Source organism: Maribellus mangrovi (genome assembly GCF_037646455.1).
Classification (GTDB): Bacteria; Bacteroidota; Bacteroidia; order Bacteroidales; family Prolixibacteraceae; genus Draconibacterium; species Draconibacterium mangrovi_A.
This window is the reverse complement of the sequence record NZ_JBBIXN010000004.1, coordinates 1-17,199: the sequence shown is the minus strand read 5'-3', so window position 1 is coordinate 17,199 and position 17,199 is coordinate 1. Positions and strand designations below refer to the sequence as shown.

Sequence of the window (17,199 nt, the reverse complement as noted above, 5' to 3'; positions counted from 1 at the left end):
TAATATTAAAGTGGGAAAAATGGATAAATTAAAAAATGATGCACCAGAATTGTCGAAAATAAAGAAGGAGAATCCGTTCAGAACTCCTGATAATTATTTTGACGATTTTTCAGCGCGTCTGCAAATGCAGATCGATGCCGAAAAACGTGCTAAAGTTCCCGGAAAAATCAGGTTTATTCAATTACTTAAACCCGCACTGGGGCTGGCAGCCAGTTTTGCACTTATTATTATGCTGGTATATGTGCCCTTAAAAACATTTATGCCGCACCATGCAGTAACCCTGGCCGAAAATACAGAAGAATACGATACCGAAACAGGCATTTTAAATTACATCGAAAACATCGACGAGTCGTCTTTTATTTCGCTTTTGAATGAAACTGACGATGATGATAATTTCACGGATGATGACCTGGCATTGTATGTAAGCGCCAATTTTAACGACTATGAACTATACGAAAACCTGCAAAATCAGTAAGATCATGAAAAAGATTTTTGCATTCATCATATTTAACCTTTTTCTCGTCAGCCAGAACAATACGTGGGCTCAAGATAATAAAGAGCACGAGGACCGATGGGAAAAATACCGCTCCGAAAAGGTCGCCTTTTTAACCAATAAACTGGATCTCACACCGCATGAGGCCGAAATATTCTGGCCGGTGTATAACGAATTAGACAAAGCACGTTCCGAAGTTCAGCGAGACCGGCGCGGACTTGAAAGACAGGTACGTGACGCTACCGAACAGCTTTCGAATAAAGAAGCTACAAAACTTACGCGTGAATATGCCAGCAATCTTGAAAAAGAAGCTGCACTAAATACAAAGTACAACGAAAAATTTCTGGAAATTCTGCCACCACAGAAAGTACTGTTACTATACAAGGCTGAAGGAGAATTCAGAATGTACATGTTCCGAAAATTCAGGGAACACCGTGACCAAAATGATAATTAATAGAGAAATTGCGAACTGTAATATAAACGCTCGAAATGAAAAAGACAGGTACTTAGCCTGTCTTTTTTTTTGTATTACTTTATTGTTATAAACCTTTAAACCAGTCTTGAAAATACTGACCAACCCAGGGAATTTCTTTCATCTCGCCGTTTATTGCTCCAATTAAACTGATGATCCAGAACACAAGGGTAATAATCCAACCAATGACGTTTACAATGGGAATAACTGCTATTACCAGCGAAAATAACCAAAGCCCCAGCATTTGCCGGATGTAAAAGCTGGCTATTTCGTCTTTCTCGTTCGAATTAATAATCAGAGCAATTACCCAACCAATCCAGGTAATATGTGCAACTATTGCTTTTGTTTTTCCATCCATATTGATTTGAGTTTTAATTTTTTCTAAAAGTAAGGATTTCTGATCTTATCCTTCCATCAAAAAATAAAAAATCCCCATTTATGTTTACTAATTATTGAAATGGAGGTGAGTTTTCTGCTGTTAATCCTGCCAGTTATTTTCGATGATCTCCTGCATTACCGGGTATTTATCATCCGTATCACCGCACTCGTTGCGCAATTTTATAAGCTCCTCTTTCATTTGGGCAATGATAGCATCATATTCAGCTTCACCATATGCATTGTGCAGTTCTTTCGGATCTTTCTGAAGATCGAAGAATTCCCATGCAGGAGCGGTAGTTTCCTGCTGCGTACCTTTCATGCTCAGTGGTTGCCCATAAAAGAAAGCCAGTTTGTACCGTTGATTTCGAATTCCGAAATGCGCAGGACGATCGACTGAATGTAACCAGTAACGATAATACATCGACTGACGCCAGTCGTTTGGTGTAGTTCCTTTCAGATTTTCTCTGAAGCTACTACCCTGCACAAAGCCCGGCTTTTCAATATTTGCATAATCAGCCAGCAAAGCAGCAAAATCAATATTCAGGATGATATCATCAATCCGTTGTCCGCCGTTAAATTCTTTTGGATAACGGATTACAAAAGGCATCCGCAACGATTCTTCGTAAATCAAGCGTTTATCAAAGAATCCATGTTCACCCAAAAAATAGCCCTGGTCGGCGGTGTAAATCACCACGGTATTGTCGGCAATTCCTTCGGCTTCAAGGAAATCGAGTAGTTTTCCAATATTATCGTCGATGGCAGCGCCACTTCTGATAAAATCTTTCACCAATTTATGATAGGTCTTCCGTCTTTGTTCTTTGGCACTTAAACCATCCACAGAAAATGGTAATTCGGGATACTGCGCCCAGTAATCCGGATTTCGGGTATTTTCGAGGTAACGATCGCGCAGGTTTTCAAGTACCTGACCTTTAAAAGTGCGGCCGGTAGTTTCAGGGCCGGCATCAAAAAGGCTGGCCGGTTCCGGAATCTCAACGCTATCCAACAGATGTTTAAATCGATCGGGGAAATCAAAAGGTTCGTGTGTCGCCTTAAAATGGCACATCATCATAAAAGGTTTTGTCTTGTCGCGGTTTTTCATCCAGTCGATGCTTAAATCGGCAATTACATCGGTGGAAAAACCTTTGTATTCTTTACCACCGCCATAACCGTCTTCCCAGTTCTCCTTATTTTTAAGAATTGGATTCCAGTAACGACCTTGCCCGGGCAATACGTTAAAATAATCGAAACCCGCCGGTTGTTTTTTCAGGTGCCACTTCCCTACCAGTGCAGTTTGGTATCCGTTTTCGTGAAGCACCTTTGCAATGTTCATGCTGTCGGGCGACAAGGCATCGGCCAGGGTGTAAACACCATTGTGCTGACTGTACTGACCGGTTAAAATAGTTGCCCGGCTTGGTGTGCAAATCGAATTGGTGCAAAAACAGTTATCCAGTACAATTCCTTCATCGGCCAGGCGGCTTATGTTTGGTGTGTGCACCACATCTTTTAATATTCCACCATAAATGCCCCAGGCTTGCGAGGTGTGATCATCGCTTAGAATAAAGAGGATATTAGGTCTCTGGATTTCCGTTTTTTTCACTGAACAAGCAGATAAACTTCCAATTATAAGCAGGAATAAACTCCATCGGATTAATGTTTTAATATTCATTTTATTCGATTTGTTAGTTTAAATTTTTCTCTTTTAAATATAAAATTTAATAATCAACTTCTTCATTTGACCGTTTGCATGATTCGATCCAATTAAGCAGATCATTTTTCATTTGATTGGCCATTTCCGAATTATTCTGAATGATATTCTGGATTTCTGATTTGTCTTCCAGAATGTTATACAACTCGAAGGTATTACCATTGTCTACACTTAGTAACTTATACTCATCTGTTACCCACGACATCTTTTCGTAATAATGAAAACCCATTGGTTTTTGCCTTTCTTCCGTACTTCCATTCAGTACCTTAACTAAACTAATTCCATCCAACGGACGATCGTCAGGGTAGCTAAGGTTTAAAAAATCGACAATAGTTGGCAGGTAATCACTGGTATAACACGGGAAATCACTTACCTGACCGGGATTGATCTTTGACGGCCAGACACAAAATGCTGGAACCCTAACTCCTCCCTCATAAAGTGATCTTTTTCTTTCACGAAACGGACCCGCACTTCCCGGCGTGTCTCTCTCAGGGCCATTATCGCTACAAAACCATATCATCGTATTTTCGGCCTCTCCAAGTTCTTCCAGTTTTTTCCATAAACGACCAATTTGCTCGTCCATAGCCGTGATACAGGCATAATAAATCTGTTCGCGATATGAATATTCCGAATATGTATTCATCATGATTGTTGTGGCAACAACGGGTAAATGCGGAGTATGTAACCAGATCGTAGAAAAAAATACTTGCCCATTATCAACTGATTTTTCGATAAAGGGAAGTACGCGATCCATGATTATCTTTGAGTCGTCACCTTCCAGGTTTTCAGTCTCGCTTATTTCTTCTCCTTTCCAATACCGGGTTCCGTAGTTCTCAGCACTGGCTTTGTCCTCAATGGCTTTCCAGCCATATCTCAGACTTTCACCTTTTTCAGTGTCGAAAAATGTCGGTTTATGCATGGGATCATAAGTAGGAACTTTAGATTCAGTGACGAACCATGTATCAAAACCATGCATTGACGGAATACTGTAATTCGAAAAATCACCGGGTCGACCTCGGTTGGCATCCCTTGCTTTTGTAGTAAGAGTACCTAAATGCCATTTCCCAAAATGACCGGTACTATAACCTCTTTCTTTTAACAGCTCCGGCAATGTAATTTCTTCCTGTCTTAAATGCCCGGTGTTGGCTCCCGGTATTCCTAAACGGTATGGATTTCGTCCTGTCAGACAACTGCCGCGTGTAGGAGAACATACCGCCGACGCCGAATAAAAACGATTAAACACAATTCCTTTGTTGGCCAGCATATCCAAATTAGGAGTATTTATAACCGTATTACCATTAAATCCTGTATCGCCCCACCCCAGGTCGTCACTCATTATTAGAATGATATTCGGATCCGATCTCTGAGTTGTTATCAATTCACATGACAGGCAAAAAAATAATAATAACGAGACAGATAATCTTATCATATCAAAGGATTTAGTATTCTAAATCACCTTTGTATATTTCACGCCAGTGTTTCAGTCTTTCGCTATCGCTGCGCTCATCTTTCGGATAATTGGGACTGTACACCATGTTCTCTGTTCGCGTTACCAGTTTTCCGTCCTTTACAAAACCTTCTCCTCGTTCACTCAGGTGATCCACCATATGCTGTCGCCATTTTTCCAGTTCTTTTTTATTCGTTTCGGAGAGGTCGGTTATTTCACCCGGATCTTTATTCAGGTTAAACAACTGTTCTTTCCCGGTTCTGAAAAACCAGATGTATTTCCAGGTACCGTCGGTTAAAGCTGACCAGTAATTATCCTGACTGTAAGTAGTTGCATGTTCCAGATCGATGTACGGTCTCCATTCTGCATTCGGATTGCGAACTAGTTCCAGCATCGACATTCCATCCATTTCCAGGGGTATATCAGCACCTGCGGCATCGAGGAACGTTGGCAAAAAGTCTCGCAATTCGGTAGTTTGTTCAAGAACACTACCACGCGGCAGGGCACCGTCGCAGGTTTCGGGCCATTTTAGCACAAAGGGTATATTCGACGAACCTTCGTAAGCATACGTTTTTCGCCAGTGGTAATGGTCACCCATCATATCGCCATGATCAGAGGTAAAACAGATCAGTGCATTCTCATACATACCATTATCTATTAAGGCCTGAACGATCTCTCCAACCATTTCATCGATAAACGTAATATTGGCATAGTAATGCCTGCGTGTTTCAACGGCGTAATCGATTCCAAAATCGCCAAAAGCGGCATCCTTCCCTCCTTCAAGTCCTTCACATTCAGTATCCCATTCACCAAGATAAGGTTCAGGAATTTTCACATCTTTATACATATCCAGAAAGCGCTGTGGCGGATCATAAGGACTGTGTGGCCGTGCAAAAGATATTTTCAGAAACAGCGGATTTTCTCGGTTGTAGTTTTTTATCATTTCAATGGCCGTTTGTCCGGTCCAATACGTTGGATGTAATTTCTCATCGAGTTGATATACTCCCGAGGTATGATCGTTCCAGCCAATTCCTGTTTTGTCGGGATCTTCACCCGGAGCCTGCAATTTGAACCAATCGCGGTAATCGCTAATAAAACCGTCTTGCTCAATCCGTCCGCTTTCGTCAACCAGTGTTCCGTGAAAACCGTGCAAAGCTTTTTGCGGAAACCAGTGCATTTTACCAATTCCGAATGTGTAATAACCGGCTTCGCGCAGCATGCGGGGCATTTCATATTTATATTCGCGGGCCACTCTTCCGTAACCCAACATTCCGTGGTGCCATGGCGAAAGTCCTGTTAACAGCCCTGCACGTGCAGGTGTGCAGCTTGGCGTTGCTGCATAACCATTTTCGAACATCACACCCTCCTCGGCCAATTTGTCGATGTTGGGTGAAATAACAGCATCATTTCCCATACATCCGAGCGCGTCGGCCCGTTGCTGATCGGTAATAATAAAAATAATGTGCGGAGCCTTCGGCTGAGCCTGTGCAAAAAGTTGGTGGCTTGTAAAAACTAAGAGAGCTATAAAAAAGAACTGTTTCATTGTCTGTTTTTATTTAGATCTACAAATTTATGCATTATCTAAAAAAATAAGACAAATGTGTTTCTTTTTTTAAAATTTTTAAAAAGATTATTTTATCAGGAAGGTGTGAACTTATATCCTAGATATCGTAATTAAATCCTTTCAGGTGATGCCCCATCCTGTCGCGCTTGGTCTTCATGTAGCGTTGGTTGTGCTCGTTTGGTGCTATTTCTACCGAAATGATTTCGGTAACCTCAAGGCCGTAACCTTCCAACCCAACACGTTTTACCGGGTTATTCGTCATCAGGCGCATTTTTGTAACCCCCAGGTTACGAAGTATCTGCGCACCAACCCCATAGTCGCGTTCATCGGCTTTAAAACCCAGATGGATGTTGGCTTCTACAGTATCCAGTCCCTGGTCCTGTAATTTATAAGCCGCAATTTTATTCAGCAGACCAATACCACGTCCTTCCTGCATCATGTAAACAATTACGCCCTTGCCTTCTTCCTCGATCATTTCCATGGCTTTATGCAACTGATCGCCACATTCGCAACGCATCGATCCAAAAATATCGCCGGTCATGCACGACGAATGCACACGGGTGAGGATCGGTTCGTTAGGTTCCCATTCGCCTTTTATTAAAGCAACGTGTTCAGCTCCGTTTGATTTCTGACGAAAAGGAACAATACGAAAATCTCCGTATTGAGTAGGCAAATTCACTTCTTCTCCACGGTCGATCAAACTATCGCTTTGAAAAAGAAAGGAGATCAGGTCTTTTATGGAAACCAATTTCAGGTTAAATTTTTGGGCAAATTCGAAAAGTTGCGGTAAACGGGCCATCGTACCGTCTTCATTCATAATTTCAACCAAAACCCCTGAAGGTTTCAAGCCTGCCAGCCGGGTAAGATCGACCGCTGCTTCAGTATGACCACTTCGGCGAAGTACTCCTCTGTTTTTAGCTTTCAGTGGAAAAATATGACCCGGGCGTCCCAATTGTTCAGGCCGGGTATTTTTGTCCACCAGCATTTTTATGGTAATCGCACGGTCGGAGGCAGAAATTCCGGTACTCACTTCAGGATGAATCGCATCAACAGAAACCGTAAAATTGGTTTCGTTCGACGATGTATTTTTCCCAACCATCAAGTCCAGCTGCAATTCATCGCACCTTTTTTCGGTGAGTGCAACACAAATTAATCCCCGGGCATGCAAAGCCATAAAATTCACAATGTCGGGTGTAATTAATTCCGAAGCCACAATCAGGTCACCTTCGTTCTCTCTATCCTCATCATCCACCACAATAACCATCTCGCCTTTCTGAATGGCGGCAATGGCTTCAGGAATAGTATTTAGCTTAATTTCTGTCATAACTGCCCATTAAAGTCAGCGCAAAATTACAAACTTTTAATAAACTGAACATGACTTTTAGCTTTACCATTATCCAAAAGCAGAAATTCGGGACTGAATTCTAGCCAATATGTGTATGCTTTCTATACAGATTGTATTATTTTAGAACCTTAACGAAAATCAGGCAACTGTGTAAACGTGCAAGTAAAACGGCTACAACCAAAAGGATCGTTAAATGATGTGCACGTTCCGTAGAACACCGCTGAAAACAAACAAATTGGATAGTATGAAAAAAATACTAATAATTTTTGCCCATCCGGCTATTCAGAAATCCATTATCAATAAAACCCTCATCGATGCGGTAAAGGATCTTAAAGGAGTTACCGTGAACGATCTGTACGAGAATTACCCTGATTTTTTTATTGATGTGGAAAAAGAACAGCGATTACTGCTTGAACACGATGTGATCATCTGGCACCACCCGTTTTACTGGTACAATGCACCTGCTCTTTTTAAGGAGTGGATGGATCTGGTACTTCAGCATGGTTTTGCCTATGGCAGAACAGGCCGGGCACTTGAAGGAAAATGGGTGATGTCGGCCATTTCAACCGGAGGCCAGCAAGAGGTTTATTCAAAAACAGGGAGCAACCGGTTCACGGTAAACGAGTTTCTGGCTCCTTTCGATCGTTCGGTAACGCTGTGTCGCATGATCTATCTCCCACCATTTGTTACGTACGGATCGCACACAATTACTAAGGAAAAATTAAAACAACAGGCCAAAGACTACGCAGAAGTGATTACCAGCTTACGCGACGGCAAATTTAACGCGCAGGATTTTTTGAAGGCAGACAATATGAACCACTTAATCGCCAACTATGCATAATCAGGATTTCTTTTTACAGGCTTTAATTTATTTGGGAGCAGCAGTGGTAAGTGTACCACTGGCAAAAAAACTCGGACTTGGTTCGGTCCTGGGCTATCTGTTGGCCGGAATAATTATTGGCCCGTTTGTTTTGGGTTTGGTAGGGCAAACTGATGAGGTGATGCATTTTGCTGAATTTGGCGTTGTGCTGATGCTTTTCATTATCGGGCTCGAACTCGAACCCTCGTTATTGTGGCGAATGCGGCGCTCCATTTTTGGTCTGGGAGGATTGCAGGTACTGATTACTGCACTGGTCATGACTTTTATTGCACTGGCTATGAATTTTCAGGTAAACCGGGCACTGGCGATCGGTTTAATTCTGGCATTGTCGTCGACGGCAATTGTTTTGCAAACACTCAGCGAAAAGGGACTGATGCGAAATACTGCCGGACGATCTGCTTTTTCAGTGTTGTTGTTCCAGGATATGGCCGTAATTCCGATTTTGGCTTTGCTTCCGTTGATTGCCAAACTGGGGCAACCCGCAATCTTATCCGATTCTGCACTAGAAAAAGTGGGTAATGTAGCCAGTATGCCGGGATGGTTGCAGCTTATTATTATTATCGGAGCCATTGCTGCCATCGTATTTATAGGGCGTTTTGCAGCACGGCATATATTCAGGTTGATCGCCGAAACAGGTCTGCACGAAGTTTTTGTAGCGCTGGCACTACTCCTTGTTATTGGAATTGCACTGGCTATGGATCAGATCGGTCTGTCGCCTGCGTTGGGTACATTTATTGCCGGCGTAGTACTTGCCGACAACGAATACCGCCACGAACTGGAAACCACGATCGATCCGTTTAAAGGGCTGCTGCTTGGTTTGTTCTTTATTTCGGTGGGCGCCAGTATTAATTTTAATTTATTTATAGAAAATCCGTTGCTGATCATCGCTTTGGTAGGATTGTTAATTGCGGTAAAATTTATTATCCTGCTGGTACTCGGGAGAGTGTTCAGGCTGAAAAAAGGCTACGAGTTTCTGTTTGCTTTTCTTTTAGCGCAATCCAGCGAATTCAGTTTTGTACTTATCTCGTTCTCGAAACAAAACCAGTTGTTCGATGAAAAAACGGCTGCGATGCTTTTGTTAGTTGTTACCTTGTCGATGGCAATTTCTCCATTGTTGTTGATTTTTAACGACAAGGCAGTTAGTCCAATCCTCGCGCGCTGGCAAAACAAACTGGAATACGACGAGGTGGAAGAACAGGAAAGTCCGGTAATACTTGCGGGATTTGGCCGTTTCGGGCTGGTTGTCGGTCGTATTTTGCTAGCCAACAACATTAAAGTTACCATCCTCGACAACAATCCCTCGAACGTGGAAATTCTCCGTAAATACGGATTCAAATTGTATTTTGGTGATGTCACCCGGCCTCAGTTGCTCGAAAATGCGGGCGTAAAAAATGCCCGAATGCTAATACTTAGTATGGCCGAACACGACGAAGCATTGAAGGTAGCCGAATATGTACGTGAGAAATACCCGCATGTAAAAATCCTTGCACGTGCCAGAGACATCTTCCATGTTTTTGAATATTTCAAGCTGGATGTACGCACTGTGCAACGCGAAATGTTTGAATCGGCCAGCGAACTGGGAGCAAAAGCGCTAAACGAACTGGGTTTTACAAAATACGAAGCCTACCGCGCCACCCGCACTTTTAAGCACCACGAAGACAAGGTGACCGACGAATTGTACAAACACTGGTTGGAAGATCATAATGAATTTATCCGCGAAACCAGGCGTTTTGCCGAACAGGTTTCCGAGACACTGCAAACCGAAAAAGATTTCTCAATCCATGATTCGGATTGTGCCTGGGATGTGGATACACTGAAAGATGAGGCGCAATCAAATTCGAACACAAAAGCCACAGATTCGAAGAACTAAATTAGACTGACTTTAAATTAACCGGATTTCAGTATTTTTAGTTTTCTGTCATTTCCAGATTCAATTTAATATCTAAATTTGCCATCTCTAAGTAGCAAAAATTTAGGTTTGGAGTCAGAAATCAGACATAAGGGATTTGTAAAAACAGTTAGCACCGGGAAATTGATTGTCACAATCATCAATCAATCAGCCTGTTCTACTTGTCACGCGCAGGGCGCCTGCTCCGTTTCCGATTTTCAGGACAAGGAAATCGAGATCAATGAGTTTAAGGGAAGCTACCAACCTGGACAGGAAGTAACAATAATCTTTCGTGAGTCGAAAGGATTTACAGCCTTATTCTGGGGCTATATTCTGCCCTTCCTTGTTGTACTGATCACGCTTATCGTTACGCTCGAAATCACCGGAAACGAGTTAAAAGCCGGATTGATTTCGCTGGGTGTTTTAATACCATACTATACAACATTATATTTTTTACGGCATCATTTAAAAAAAATATTCAAATTCGAAGTTGAAGAAACTATTTAACCAATGAGTATTACCGTTATATATACCATTGTCACATTAGCTGTAATAGGAGCAGCGGCAGCTGTTATCCTTTACTTTGTGGCACAGAAATTCAAAGTATATGAGGATCCGCGCATCGACGAGGTGGAAGAAGCACTTCCGGGTGCCAACTGCGGCGGTTGCGGTTTTGCAGGCTGCCGGGCATTTGCCGAAGCCTGTGTGGCGGCCACCGAAATGGGCGATCTGAACTGTCCGGTGGGCGGAAATGATTGCATGAGCGATGTAGCTTCGATACTTGGACTGGAAGCCGTGAAGCAAGATCCGCGTATAGCTTTTATCCGCTGCAACGGAACCTGCGATCACCGGCCAAAAACCAGCTCTTTCGACGGAGCGAGTACTTGTGCTATTGCATCATCAGTATACAGTGGCGAGTCGGATTGCCAATACGGCTGTCTGGGTTACGGCGATTGTTACGATGCCTGCGACTTTGATGCCATTGTAATGCATCCCGAAACCGGAATTCCGGAAATTATCGATGACAAATGTGTGGCATGCGGCGCCTGTGTTGATGCTTGTCCGAAAGACCTGATCGAATTACGTAAAAAAATGCCAAAGAACCGCAAAGTGGTGGTGGCTTGCCGTAACCAGGACAAAGGCGGTGTTGCACGCAAAGCATGCGATGTGGCTTGTATCGGTTGCAGCAAATGTTTCAAAGAGTGTCCGTTTGATGCCATTACCATGGAAAACAACCTGGCATTTATTGATTCTGACAAATGCAAACTGTGCCGTAAATGCGTGCCCGTTTGCCCCACCAATTCCATACTGGAACTAAACTTTCCACCGCGGAAAGTGAAGCCGGCAGAAAAAGAAGAATGTACCACAACTTAAATAAATAAGGATGTTGAAGACGTTTAAAATAGGCGGAGTACATCCTCCCGAAAATAAACTCTCGAAAGACAAAGCCATCGAAGTGCTTCCTTTGCCAAAAACGGTGTTTATACCGGTGGCACAGCACATTGGTGCACCGGCCACTCCCGTTGTAAAACGTGGCGACGCAGTAAAAGTAGGCCAGGTGATCGCTAAAAGCAGCAGCTTTGTTTCTACCAATATTCACTCTTCTGTTTCAGGAAAAGTGAAAAAAGTAGACTTTTCGGCCGACAGCTCCGGATATCCCAAGCAGGGTATTTTTATCGATGTTGAAGGCGACGAGTGGGTGGAAGAAATCGACCGTTCGGAAGACCTTGTTAAAGACATTTCGATCGACGGTCAGGCGATCATTCAGAAAATACAGGATGCCGGAATCGTTGGTTTGGGTGGTGCTACCTTCCCTACCCACGTAAAACTGGTTCCGCCCAAAGGCATGAAAGCCGAGGTGTTGCTGATCAACGGAGTGGAATGTGAACCTTACCTGACATCAGACCACCGTTTGATGCTGGAAAAAACCGACGAGATTCTGGTAGGTACTCAATTACTGATGAAAGCCATGAATGTTGAAAAGGCTGTAATCGGGATTGAGAACAACAAACCTGATGCAATAAAGCTCCTTTCAGAAAAGTGCAAAGATTACCCGGGCCTTAGCGTTGTGGCTTTAAAAGTTCAATATCCGCAAGGTGGTGAAAAACAGCTCATCAATGCCGTAACAGGAAAAGAAGTACCTTCCGGAGCACTTCCAATTGCAGTGGGTGCCGTGGTTAGCAATGTGGGGACAGCATTCGCTGTATACGAAGCTATTCAGAAAAACAAACCGCTGTTTGAACGCGTGGTTACCGTTACCGGAAAAGGTGTTTCAAAACCATCGAATTTTAAAGTCAGAGTTGGAACCGCTACCAGCGAACTGGTTGAAGCTGCCGGCGGTTTACCCGAAGATACAGGAAAGATCATTAGTGGTGGCCCGATGATGGGACGTGCCATGAGTTCGCTCGATATTCCCGTTACAAAAGGTACTTCCGGAATCCTGCTTATGCAGGAAAAGGAATCGGCTCGCGAGGAGGTACTCAGTTGCATCCGCTGCTCGCGTTGTACAAACGTGTGTCCGATGGGACTGGAGCCTTATCTTTTAATGACTTTGGGAGAAAAACAAATTTTTGACCGCGCCGAAAAAGAACGGGTAATGGATTGTATCGAATGTGGTTCCTGCAGCTACACTTGTCCGTCAAGCCGTCCGTTGCTCGACTACATCCGCTTCGGAAAAGGAAAAGTGGGTCAAATCATTCGTTCACGAAAAAAATAAATCAAAAACTGCATAATGAGTAAGTTGTTAACAGTTTCGCCTTCGCCACACGTTCATTCGAGCGATTCGACCCAAAAGATCATGTATCGGGTTGTATACGCCATGATCCCGGCGTTGATTTGGTCGGTATTCGTATTTGGCATCGATGCGCTTCGCGTGACTTTAATTGCCGTGGTAGCCTGTCTGGCATTTGAATACCTGATTCAAAAATATTTAATGAAAGTGAAGCCATCCGTTACCGATGGATCGGCCTTGATTACCGGAATTCTTCTGGCTTTTAACGTGCCGGCCAACCTGCCCTGGTGGATCATTATAATTGGTGCACTGGCAGCCATGGGAATTGGTAAACTTTCGTTTGGTGGTTTAGGAAATAACATTTTTAACCCGGCACTGGTTGGTCGTGTTTTCCTGCTCATCTCGTTCCCGGTGCAAATGACATCGTGGCCGGTAAACAAGCAGGCAGGCATCGATGCAGTTACTGCTGCTACTCCGCTGGGACTGTTAAAGGAAGGTATTACGAACGGAACTCCGATTTCGGAAATTGCCGGCCTGCCCCAATTAAACGATATGTTGCTGGGTAACATCGGCGGTTCGCTGGGTGAAATTTCTGCCATTCTTCTTGTGCTAGGCGGAATATACATGCTTTGGAAAAAAGTGATCACCTGGCACATCCCGGTTTCAATCCTGCTAACAGTAGCTGTTGTTTCAGGCGTTTTCTGGATGATCGATCCAAGCGTGTATGTAAATCCGGGCTACCACATTTTAACCGGTGGTTTAATGCTTGGAGCGATCTTTATGGCCACCGACATGGTCACATCGCCTATGACCGTGAAAGGACAGATCATATATGGAGTGGGAATTGGAGTGATCACCATCAGTATTCGTATGTTTGGTGCTTATCCCGAAGGTATTTCATTCGCCATTCTGATCATGAACGCGGTTACACCACTTTTGAACTACTACATTAAACCTAAACGATTCGGAGGACAATAAGATGGCAAAAAGAGAATCGACATTTATAAATATGGTAGTAACGCTGGTTCTGGTTACCGGAATTGCAGCGGCCGCTTTAGGCTTTGTTTACGACTTTACCAAAGCACCTATTGAAGCAGCCAAACTAAAAGCACAAACCGAAGCCATCACACAGGTTCTGCCAGAATTTGATACACTGGGAATCAGTTTTAAGGTACCTGCAGAAGCAGGCGGCGATAGTCTTGAACTGTTCCCTGCATACAGAGGAGGAGAACTTGTTGGTACGGCTATTAAAACATACACAAAAGAAGGCTTTAGCGGATTAATTTCTGTAATGGCCGGTATTGATAAAGACGGTAACTTTTCAGGCTATTCAATTCTGGAACATGCCGAAACACCGGGACTGGGATCAAAGATGGATCCGTGGTTTAAAACCGACAAAGGAAATCAAAATGTGATCGGTAAAAATCCGGAAACTACTGATTTTCATGTAACCAAAGACGGAGGACAAATTGATGCCATTACGGCCTCAACGATTTCATCGAGGGCTTTCCTCGATGCCATGCGAAGAGCTTACGAAGCTTATAAGAAAGAAGATATAACTACCGGTGACACCGGTCTATAAAGATATGTTATGAATCAGTGGAAAAATTTTTCAAAAGGATTTATAAAGGAAAACCCGGTTTTTGTTTTGCTGCTGGGAATGTGCCCCACATTGGGTGTAACCTCATCGGCCATTAACGGATTGGGAATGGGACTGGCCACCACTTTTGTGTTGGTGATGTCGAACATTGTAGTGTCGCTGGTAAAAAAAGGAATCCCTGACAAAGTGCGCATTCCTGCTTTCATCGTGATTATTGCAACGTTTGTTACCATTGTTCAGTTGACCATGCAGGCTTTTGTTCCGGCACTGTTCAAAAGCCTCGGTTTGTTCATCCCGCTTATTGTAGTGAACTGTATTGTACTTGGTCGTGCAGAAGCTTTTGCCTCGAAAAACAATGTAGGATCATCTGTTGTCGACGGCTTTGGAATCGGGCTCGGATTTACGTTCGCACTGGTGCTGCTCGGTGGTATCAGGGAGGTACTCGGAAGCGGAAAGCTATTCAACATTACGCTTTATTCGGAAAATTACGTGACCCTTTTGTTTGTACTGGCACCCGGAGCCTTCATTGTACTGGGCTATCTGATTGCCATTATTAACCGCATCAAAAAGAATTAGGAGGATAGAAAATGAGTTATTTTGTAATCGTATTAGGCGCTATACTCGTTAACAACATTGTTTTAATGCAGTTTTTGGGAATCTGCCCGTTTTTGGGAGTTTCCAAACGCCTCTCAACCGCTATCGGAATGACCGGTGCCGTAGCATTTGTAATGGTACTGGCAACCATAGTTACCTACCTTATTCAGGTTTATGTTCTCGAAAAATTCGGACTGGCTTTTCTGCAAACCATTGCCTTTATCCTGGTGATCGCTTCGCTGGTACAGCTGGTTGAAATTATCCTGAAAAAAGTAAGTCCTCCGTTGTACCAGGCATTGGGTATTTTCCTGCCTTTGATCACCACCAACTGTGCGATTTTAGGTGTAGCTATTCTTACGGTTCAGAAAGAATTTAACCTGCTTGAAGGAGTGGTTTATGCAATCTCGAATGCTATTGGGTTTGGTCTCGCGCTGGTCCTGTTTGCCGGTATCCGCGAACACCTCGACCTTCAGGATGTACCAAAAGGGCTAAAAGGAACACCTATCGCGTTGATTACCGCGGGAATACTGGCGATGGCCTTTATGGGGTTCTCCGGATTGGTGTAAGGTTAAGCCTACATTAATGAATAGTCAAATACCAATATTGCTGCAAAAATACTGGTTCTGAAATAGCAAAAATTCGTAAATTTGATAAGTGCAGTTAGCAATCTGCATTTAGCACCTTTAAATTATAGACCTTGGAATTTTTTCAACAAGTACATAAATCACTTCTGGAAAGCCCAAAAGATACCATCAAACGTGAGTTAATGGACAGTATCGATTGGGACGAAAGACTCATTTGCATCAAAGGATTCAGGGGGGTTGGAAAAACTACCTTTTTACTCGATTACATCAAGCAAAATCATCGCAACAGCAACGAGGTGTTGTACATTAACCTGAATAATTTCTATTTTACCAAAAGAAAGATCAGCTCGTTTGCCGATGAGTTTGCCAAGCGTGGAGGAAAAATCCTGATCCTGGACCAGATACAGAAGTATCCGGAATGGTCGGAAGATCTGCGAAAATGTGTTGACGAAATTCCTGAACTTCAAATCATATTTACTTCGTCGCCTGTATTGCGCATTACTGAAGATAATCCTGATCTGGCTGGTATTGCAAAAATTTATCACCTCGAAGGATTGTCTTTCCGGGAATACCTGAACCACCAGGCAGGAACAGCGTTCAAGACTTACTCGTTGAATGAAATTCTGAAAGATCATATTAAAATAGCGCAACAGGTAGTTAACGAGGTTCGTCCTTTGGCTTATTTCGATGATTACCTCGACCACGGGTATTTCCCCTATTATATGGATGCCCCGAATTTTTACACCAACAAACTGCTGAAAAATGTAAATCTGGCCTTGGAAATTGATGTTCCGTACATTAACCAGATTGAATTTAAATATTTGACAAAGCTCAGAAAACTGTTGCACATTATTGCTTCTGAAACACCGTTTACGCCCAATGTAAGTAAACTGGCAGCTTCGGTTGAAACATCGCGTGCCACAGTGATGAACTACCTGCGTTACCTGAAAAATGCACGACTGATCAATTTGCTGTATTCCAACGGAAATGGTGATGATGATCAGATGAAGAAGCCGGATCAGGTGTACATGCACGATACAAATTTATTGCACGCCATTGCGCCCAATAACAACGATAACCTCACCATGAGAAGAACATTTTTTTACAACCAGGTGGGTTACAAACATCAGTTGGCATCGTCGACCACAGCCGATTTTTGTATCGACGGAAAATATAAGTTTAATGTTGGAGGACGCAAACTTACAGCTGAAGGTGACGTTTATGCAGCTTCCGATGTAATTGAGATCGGTGAAGGAAACAAGATTCCGCTCTGGTTATTCGGCTTTTTATATTAAAAAAAGGTTTAAGAAAATTGAATATATTTTGGAAAAATGAACAGATTCTTTCGCTCCATGAAATTCCGCTCAGAATGACAAGACTAAAGATAGGTTAGGCTTTTGGGAGGTGGGGGGGGGGGGGGGGGGGGGGGCCGCCGCCCCCCCCCCCCCAAACCAACACACAAACAAAAAAACGAACGGGCGAACCCAGTGCAAGAACAACAAAAACAACAACAATAAT

General features: G+C 43.2%; 17 protein-coding genes. 12 read left to right on the top strand and 5 right to left on the bottom strand.

Features of this window, described 5'->3' with window-relative positions; translation table 11 throughout:
• The first annotated feature begins 19 nt into the window (after positions 1–19).
• Positions 20–475, top strand: coding sequence for a hypothetical protein (locus WFY05_RS15465; RefSeq protein ID WP_340113806.1), 456 nt, complete (start codon positions 20–22; stop codon positions 473–475).
• Positions 476–479: 4 nt separating this feature from the next.
• Positions 480–947 carry a hypothetical protein gene (locus tag WFY05_RS15460; protein ID WP_340113805.1) on the top strand — a complete coding sequence of 156 codons (468 nt, stop codon included), beginning with the start codon at positions 480–482 and terminating at the stop codon, positions 945–947.
• An 85-nt stretch (positions 948–1,032) separates the two neighbouring features.
• On the opposite strand, the gene WFY05_RS15455 is transcribed toward WFY05_RS15460, so the two are convergent.
• The 5 genes from WFY05_RS15455 to WFY05_RS15435 form a co-directional block, all read right to left on the bottom strand.
• Complete coding sequence (locus tag WFY05_RS15455) at positions 1,033–1,323, bottom strand: hypothetical protein (protein WP_340113804.1); 291 nt, start codon at positions 1,321–1,323, stop codon at positions 1,033–1,035.
• A gap of 120 nt (positions 1,324–1,443) precedes the next feature.
• The gene (locus WFY05_RS15450; RefSeq protein ID WP_340113803.1) at positions 1,444–2,940 is read right to left on the bottom strand and encodes a sulfatase family protein; all 1,497 of its coding nucleotides are present in this window, start codon (positions 2,938–2,940) and stop codon (positions 1,444–1,446) included.
• A gap of 115 nt (positions 2,941–3,055) precedes the next feature.
• Positions 3,056–4,477 (bottom strand): sulfatase family protein, encoded by a 1,422-nt coding sequence (locus WFY05_RS15445; protein WP_340113802.1) that lies wholly within the window; start codon positions 4,475–4,477, stop codon positions 3,056–3,058.
• Between the two features lie 10 nt (positions 4,478–4,487).
• Positions 4,488–6,038 (bottom strand): arylsulfatase, encoded by a 1,551-nt coding sequence (locus tag WFY05_RS15440; protein WP_340113801.1) that lies wholly within the window; start codon positions 6,036–6,038, stop codon positions 4,488–4,490.
• A gap of 118 nt (positions 6,039–6,156) precedes the next feature.
• A complete protein-coding gene (locus tag WFY05_RS15435; RefSeq protein ID WP_340113800.1) occupies positions 6,157–7,383 on the bottom strand; it encodes a bifunctional 3,4-dihydroxy-2-butanone-4-phosphate synthase/GTP cyclohydrolase II in 1,227 nt (408 codons plus the stop codon).
• Positions 7,384–7,648: 265 nt separating this feature from the next.
• Here WFY05_RS15435 and WFY05_RS15430 point away from each other — a divergent pair, with 265 nt between their 5' ends.
• From WFY05_RS15430 to WFY05_RS15385, 10 genes are all read left to right on the top strand, one after another.
• Positions 7,649–8,245: an NAD(P)H-dependent oxidoreductase gene (locus WFY05_RS15430; RefSeq protein WP_340113799.1), complete on the top strand. Its 597-nt coding sequence runs from the start codon at positions 7,649–7,651 to the stop codon at positions 8,243–8,245.
• Positions 8,238–10,154, top strand: a complete 1,917-nt coding sequence (locus WFY05_RS15425) for a monovalent cation:proton antiporter-2 (CPA2) family protein (protein WP_340113798.1) — start codon at positions 8,238–8,240, stop codon at positions 10,152–10,154. The genes WFY05_RS15430 and WFY05_RS15425 overlap by 8 nt, the downstream gene beginning before the upstream one ends.
• 108 nt (positions 10,155–10,262) lie before the next feature.
• The gene (locus WFY05_RS15420) at positions 10,263–10,679 is read left to right on the top strand and encodes a SoxR reducing system RseC family protein (protein WP_340113797.1); all 417 of its coding nucleotides are present in this window, start codon (positions 10,263–10,265) and stop codon (positions 10,677–10,679) included.
• Between the two features lie 3 nt (positions 10,680–10,682).
• The gene (locus WFY05_RS15415; protein ID WP_340113796.1) at positions 10,683–11,546 is read left to right on the top strand and encodes a Fe-S cluster domain-containing protein; all 864 of its coding nucleotides are present in this window, start codon (positions 10,683–10,685) and stop codon (positions 11,544–11,546) included.
• A 10-nt stretch (positions 11,547–11,556) separates the two neighbouring features.
• Positions 11,557–12,888, top strand: a complete 1,332-nt coding sequence (gene rsxC / locus WFY05_RS15410) for an electron transport complex subunit RsxC (protein ID WP_340113795.1) — start codon at positions 11,557–11,559, stop codon at positions 12,886–12,888.
• Positions 12,889–12,903: 15 nt separating this feature from the next.
• Entirely contained in the window at positions 12,904–13,881 is a 978-nt protein-coding gene (locus WFY05_RS15405) for an RnfABCDGE type electron transport complex subunit D (protein WP_340113794.1), read from the top strand.
• A gap of 1 nt (position 13,882) precedes the next feature.
• Positions 13,883–14,485: an RnfABCDGE type electron transport complex subunit G gene (locus tag WFY05_RS15400; RefSeq protein WP_340113793.1), complete on the top strand. Its 603-nt coding sequence runs from the start codon at positions 13,883–13,885 to the stop codon at positions 14,483–14,485.
• A gap of 9 nt (positions 14,486–14,494) precedes the next feature.
• Positions 14,495–15,079, top strand: coding sequence for an electron transport complex subunit RsxE (gene rsxE, locus WFY05_RS15395; RefSeq protein WP_340113792.1), 585 nt, complete (start codon positions 14,495–14,497; stop codon positions 15,077–15,079).
• 11 nt (positions 15,080–15,090) lie between these two features.
• Entirely contained in the window at positions 15,091–15,663 is a 573-nt protein-coding gene (gene rsxA / locus WFY05_RS15390) for an electron transport complex subunit RsxA (RefSeq protein ID WP_340113791.1), read from the top strand.
• 131 nt (positions 15,664–15,794) lie between these two features.
• Positions 15,795–16,976, top strand: coding sequence for an ATP-binding protein (locus WFY05_RS15385; RefSeq protein WP_340113790.1), 1,182 nt, complete (start codon positions 15,795–15,797; stop codon positions 16,974–16,976).
• The last annotated feature ends 223 nt before the right edge of the window (positions 16,977–17,199 follow it).

What these genes read in the sequence shown, in the direction of transcription:
- WFY05_RS15465 (WP_340113806.1), top strand. Translation starts at nt 20, where the DNA reads ATGGATAAATTAAAAAATGATGCACCAGAATTGTCGAAAATAAAGAAG.
- WFY05_RS15460 (WP_340113805.1), top strand. Translation starts at nt 480, where the DNA reads ATGAAAAAGATTTTTGCATTCATCATATTTAACCTTTTTCTCGTCAGC.
- WFY05_RS15455 (WP_340113804.1), bottom strand. Translation starts at nt 1,323, where the DNA reads ATGGATGGAAAAACAAAAGCAATAGTTGCACATATTACCTGGATTGGT.
- WFY05_RS15445 (WP_340113802.1), bottom strand. Translation starts at nt 4,477, where the DNA reads ATGATAAGATTATCTGTCTCGTTATTATTATTTTTTTGCCTGTCATGT.
- WFY05_RS15440 (WP_340113801.1), bottom strand. Translation starts at nt 6,038, where the DNA reads ATGAAACAGTTCTTTTTTATAGCTCTCTTAGTTTTTACAAGCCACCAA.
- WFY05_RS15435 (WP_340113800.1), bottom strand. Translation starts at nt 7,383, where the DNA reads ATGACAGAAATTAAGCTAAATACTATTCCTGAAGCCATTGCCGCCATT.
- WFY05_RS15430 (WP_340113799.1), top strand. Translation starts at nt 7,649, where the DNA reads ATGAAAAAAATACTAATAATTTTTGCCCATCCGGCTATTCAGAAATCC.
- WFY05_RS15425 (WP_340113798.1), top strand. Translation starts at nt 8,238, where the DNA reads ATGCATAATCAGGATTTCTTTTTACAGGCTTTAATTTATTTGGGAGCA.
- WFY05_RS15415 (WP_340113796.1), top strand. Translation starts at nt 10,683, where the DNA reads ATGAGTATTACCGTTATATATACCATTGTCACATTAGCTGTAATAGGA.
- rsxC (WP_340113795.1), top strand. Translation starts at nt 11,557, where the DNA reads ATGTTGAAGACGTTTAAAATAGGCGGAGTACATCCTCCCGAAAATAAA.
- WFY05_RS15405 (WP_340113794.1), top strand. Translation starts at nt 12,904, where the DNA reads ATGAGTAAGTTGTTAACAGTTTCGCCTTCGCCACACGTTCATTCGAGC.
- WFY05_RS15400 (WP_340113793.1), top strand. Translation starts at nt 13,883, where the DNA reads ATGGCAAAAAGAGAATCGACATTTATAAATATGGTAGTAACGCTGGTT.
- rsxE (WP_340113792.1), top strand. Translation starts at nt 14,495, where the DNA reads ATGAATCAGTGGAAAAATTTTTCAAAAGGATTTATAAAGGAAAACCCG.
- rsxA (WP_340113791.1), top strand. Translation starts at nt 15,091, where the DNA reads ATGAGTTATTTTGTAATCGTATTAGGCGCTATACTCGTTAACAACATT.